The sequence below is a fragment of the Mycoplasma sp. CSL7503-lung genome, assembly GCF_025515455.1.
Classification (GTDB): domain Bacteria; phylum Bacillota_I; class Bacilli_A; order Mycoplasmatales; family Metamycoplasmataceae; genus Mycoplasmopsis.
Window position 1 is genome coordinate 1 of record NZ_JAOPHP010000032.1, and the last position, 4,820, is coordinate 4,820.

The 4,820-nt window shown below is 45.4% G+C and carries 2 rRNA genes; both read left to right on the forward strand.

The window, feature by feature from the left end:
- Positions 1-46 precede the first annotated feature (46 nt).
- A 16S ribosomal RNA gene (locus tag N9R85_RS03595) occupies positions 47-1,552 on the forward strand.
- Positions 1,553-1,851: 299 nt separating this feature from the next.
- Positions 1,852-4,738: ribosomal RNA gene (locus N9R85_RS03600) — 23S ribosomal RNA — on the forward strand.
- The 16S and 23S rRNA genes sit together here, the layout of an rRNA operon.
- Positions 4,739-4,820: the final 82 nt, after the last annotated feature.

The following is a 4,820-nucleotide window of genomic DNA, read 5'->3' on the forward strand; positions in this document are numbered from 1 at the left end:
AAGTTCTTTGAAAACTAGATATATACAATAAAACATGACAGTCAATTTTTTCGAGAGTTTGATCCTGGCTCAGGATGAACGCTGGCTGTGTGCCTAATACATGCATGTCGAGCGGAGTTCTTCGGAACTTAGCGGCGAATGGGTGAGTAACACGTACTTAACGTGCCCTCTAGATTGGGATAACGATGAGAAATTATCGCTAATACCGGATACTTATTAGTTTGGCATCAAGCTAATATAAAAGGAGCGTTTGCTTCACTAGAGGATCGGGGTGCGGAACATTAGTTTGTTGGTAAGGTAATGGCTTACCAAGACGATGATGTTTAGCGGGGTTGAGAGACTGATCCGCCACACTGGGACTGAGATACGGCCCAGACTCCTACGGGAGGCAGCAGTAGGGAATTTTCCACAATGGACGAAAGTCTGATGGAGCGACACAGCGTGCAGGAAGACGGCCTTCGGGTTGTAAACTGCTGTTATAAGGGAAGAAAAAGCAGTAGAGGAAATGCTATTGCCTTGACGGTACCTTGTCAGAAAGCAACGGCTAACTATGTGCCAGCAGCCGCGGTAATACATAGGTTGCAAGCGTTATCCGGAATTATTGGGCGTAAAGCGTCTGTAGGTTGTGTGTTAAGTCTGGCGTTAAAACTTGGGGCTCAACCCCAAATTGCGTTGGATACTGGCACGCTAGAATTGTGTAGAGGTTAGCGGAATTCCTAGTGAAGCGGTGAAATGCGTAGATATTAGGAAGAACACCAACATGGCGAAGGCAGCTAACTGGGCACATATTGACACTGAGAGACGAAAGCGTGGGGAGCAAACAGGATTAGATACCCTGGTAGTCCACGCTGTAAACGATGATGATTAGCTGATAGAGAACTATCGGCGCAGCTAACGCATTAAATCATCCGCCTGAGTAGTATGCTCGCAAGAGTGAAACTTAAAGGAATTGACGGGGACCCGCACAAGCGGTGGAGCATGTGGTTTAATTTGAAGATACGCGTAGAACCTTACCCACTCTTGACATCTTCCGCAATGCTATAGAGATATAGCGGAGGCTAACGGAATGACAGATGGTGCATGGTTGTCGTCAGCTCGTGTCGTGAGATGTTCGGTTAAGTCCTGCAACGAGCGCAACCCTTATCCTTAGTTAAATGTTCTAGGGAGACTGCCCGAGTAATTGGGAGGAAGGTGGGGACGACGTCAAATCATCATGCCTCTTACGAGTGGGGCAACACACGTGCTACAATGGATAGTACAAAGAGAAGCAATACGGTGACGTGGAGCAAATCTCAAAAAACTATTCTCAGTTCGGATTGTAGTCTGCAACTCGACTACATGAAGTCGGAATCGCTAGTAATCGTAGATCAGCTACGCTACGGTGAATACGTTCTCGGGTCTTGTACACACCGCCCGTCACACCATGGGAGCTGGTAATGCCCGAAGTCGGTTTTGTTAACTACGGAGACAACTGCCTAAGGCAGGGCCGGTGACTGGGGTGAAGTCGTAACAAGGTATCCCTACGAGAACGTGGGGATGGATTACCTCCTTTCTACGGAGTACATAAGTTACAATTCATTTTAGTAACAATTACTAACTTTTAAGACCATTTTTATTTATTAATATTTTTGAGTCATGGCTTTCTTTAATGGTCAGAAAGATTTATATATCTAGTTTTGAGAGAACTTCTCTCAATTGTTCTTTGAAAACTGAATAGTAAAGATAAATTAATATAACAACGACATCAATAAAAATAAATTAGTCAATTTGTTTTGTGATACCGAGTAATTATTTTAAATAATAATTTATTAAAATGTCTTTGAATACATCAACAATAGGAAAATATTGAACTTTTAAATAAGTAAGAGTGAGTTGTGGATGCCTTGGGTCTGGAAGTCGATGAAGGACGTGATTACCTGCGATAAGCCTCGTGGAGCTGGATATAAGCTACGATACGGGGATTTCCGAATGGGGAAACCTAATTAGAGTAATATCTAATTGCATTAGAATGAATACATAGTTCTAATGACGAGACACGTTGTGAACTGAAACATCTTAGTAGCAACAGGAAGAGAAAATAAACAATGATTCCATTAGTAGCGGCGAGCGAACTTGGAAGAGCCCAAACCAACATTTATGTTGGGGTTGTAGGACTATCTACATGAAGTTACAAAATTTTGTTATAGCAGAAAAAGTTGGGAAACTTTAGCATAGAGGGTGATACTCCCGTATGCGAAATGGCAAAATCTTCTGATAGTATCCTGAGTAGGGCGGGGCACGTGAAACCCTGTCTGAATCTGCCGGGACCATCCGGTAAGGCTAAATACTAACCAGACACCGATAGTGAACTAGTACCGTGAGGGAAAGGTGAAAAGAACCCCGGGAGGGGAGTGAAATAGAATCTGAAACAACTTACTTACAATTAGTCAGAGCGCGTTAATGCGTGATGGCGTACATCTTGCAGTATGGACCGGCGAGTTATGTTAACATGCGAGGTTAAGTGGATAAAAGCGGAGCCGTAGAGAAATCGAGTCTTAATAGGGCGCTTAGTATGTTGACATATACCCGAAACCATGTGATCTATTCATGAGCAGGCTGAAGCTTGGATAACACCAAGTGGAGGGCCGAACCGTAGTACGCTGAAAAGTGCCCGGATGACTTGTGAATAGCGGAGAAATTCCAATCGAACTTGGAGATAGCTGGTTCTCCTCGAAATAGCTTTAGGGCTAGCGTGTGATGTTAAACTTTGGTGGTAGAGCACTGAATATGGAATGGCCGCGCCTAGCGGTACTGACTATAATCAAACTCCGAATACCATTGTGTATTATCATGCAGTCGGAACCGGGGTGCTAACGTCCCGGCTCGCGAGGGCAACAACCCAGATCGTCGGCTAAGGTCCCAAAATCGTGTTAAGTCAGAAAGGTTGTGAGTTTTCATAAACAACTAGGAGGTTGGCTTAGAAGCAGCCACCCTTTAAAGAGTGCGTAATAGCTCACTAGTCAAGAGAACTTGCGCCAATAATGTAACGGGAGTAAAACACGATACCGAAGCCACGGGTACGAAAGTACGTTAGAGGAGCGTTCTTAGTGCGGCGAAGTCAGACCGTGAGGACTGGTGGAGCGCTAAGAAGTGAGAATGCCGGTATGAGTAACGATTTGAGGTGAGAATCCTCAACGCCTATTGGGAAAGGTTTCCTGGGGAAGGTTCGTCCACCCAGGGTTAGTCAGGACCTAAGGAGAGGCCGAAAGGCGTATCTGATGGACAACAGGTTAATATTCCTGTACTGGCTGTACGTAGTGATGGAGTGACGGAGAAGGATAACACTACCACTTATTGGATTGTGGGGTAAGTAACAACTGGTGGACATAGTTAAATGCGTGTCCTCTAACCGGGAGTTACGAGTCATAGGTTGAAAAGCCGAATTGTGTGATTTCATGCTTCCAAGAAAAGCTTCTAAACGTTTAAATGTATGGTCACCTGTACCGAGAACGGACACACGTTCCCAAGATGAGTATTCTAAGGCGAGCGAGAAAACCAATGTTAAGGAACTCTGCAAATTAACCCCGTAAGTTCGCGAGAAGGGGTGCCAACTTTTGGTTGGCCACAGTAAATTGTGAGGGGCAACTGTTTATCAAAAACACAACTCTCTGCTAAACCGCAAGGTGATGTATAGGGGGTGAAGCCTGCCCAGTGCCCGAAGGTTAAGTGGATGCGTTAGCTTATGCGAAGCGTTGAAATGAAGCCCGGGTGAACGGCGGCCGTAACTATAACGGTCCTAAGGTAGCGAAATTCCTTGTCGGCTAAATACTGACCTGCACGAAAGGCGCAATGATCTCTCAACTGTCTCAACATTGGACTCGGTGAAATTATGGTCCCAGTGAAAACGCTGGGTACCCGCATCAAGACGAAAAGACCCCATGGAGCTTTACTACAACTTCGTATTGGAACTTGGCCTAACATGTGTAGGATAGGTGGGAGACGCTGATGCTAAGACGCTAGTCTTAGAGTAGTCGACCTTGAAATACCACCCTTGGTATGTTGAGTTTCTAACCTGTCGCCGTTATCCGGCGAGGAGACAGTGCGTGGTGGGTAGTTTGACTGGGGCGGTCGCCTCCTAAAAAGTAACGGAGGCGTTCAAAGGTACACTCAATACAGTCAGAAACTGTATGTAGAGCGCAAAGGTAGAAGTGTGCTTAACTGCGAGACCTACAAGTCGAGCAGGTGCGAAAGCAGGACTTAGTGATCCGGCTGTACGTCATGGAACGGCAGTCGCTCAACGGATAAAAGTTACCCTGGGGATAACAGGCTTATCTTGCCCAAGAGATCACATCGACGGCAAGGTTTGGCACCTCGATGTCGGCTCATCGCATCCTGGAGCTGGAGTCGGTTCCAAGGGTTTGGCTGTTCGCCAATTAAAGCGGTACGCGAGCTGGGTTCAGAACGTCGTGAGACAGTTCGGTCCCTATCTGATGTGGGCGTTGGAATATTGATGAGAGCTGCTCTTAGTACGAGAGGACCGGAGTGGACGTACCGCTGGTGTTCCAGTTGTTCCGCCAGGAGCATAGCTGGGTAGCTAAGTACGGAAAGGATAACCGCTGAAAGCATCTAAGTGGGAAGCCTCCTCAGAGATAAGTATTCCCTTGAAATTCCTTGTAGACTACGAGGTTGATAGGATGGATGTGTAAGTGTAGTAATACATTTAGCTGACCATTACTAATAAATTGATAGGTTTAGAAGTTAAGATGTATTTAAGACATTTTAATGAATTATTAATTACTATTCAGTTTTCAAAGAATAAGCCCAGAAGGGCATTTTTTTAT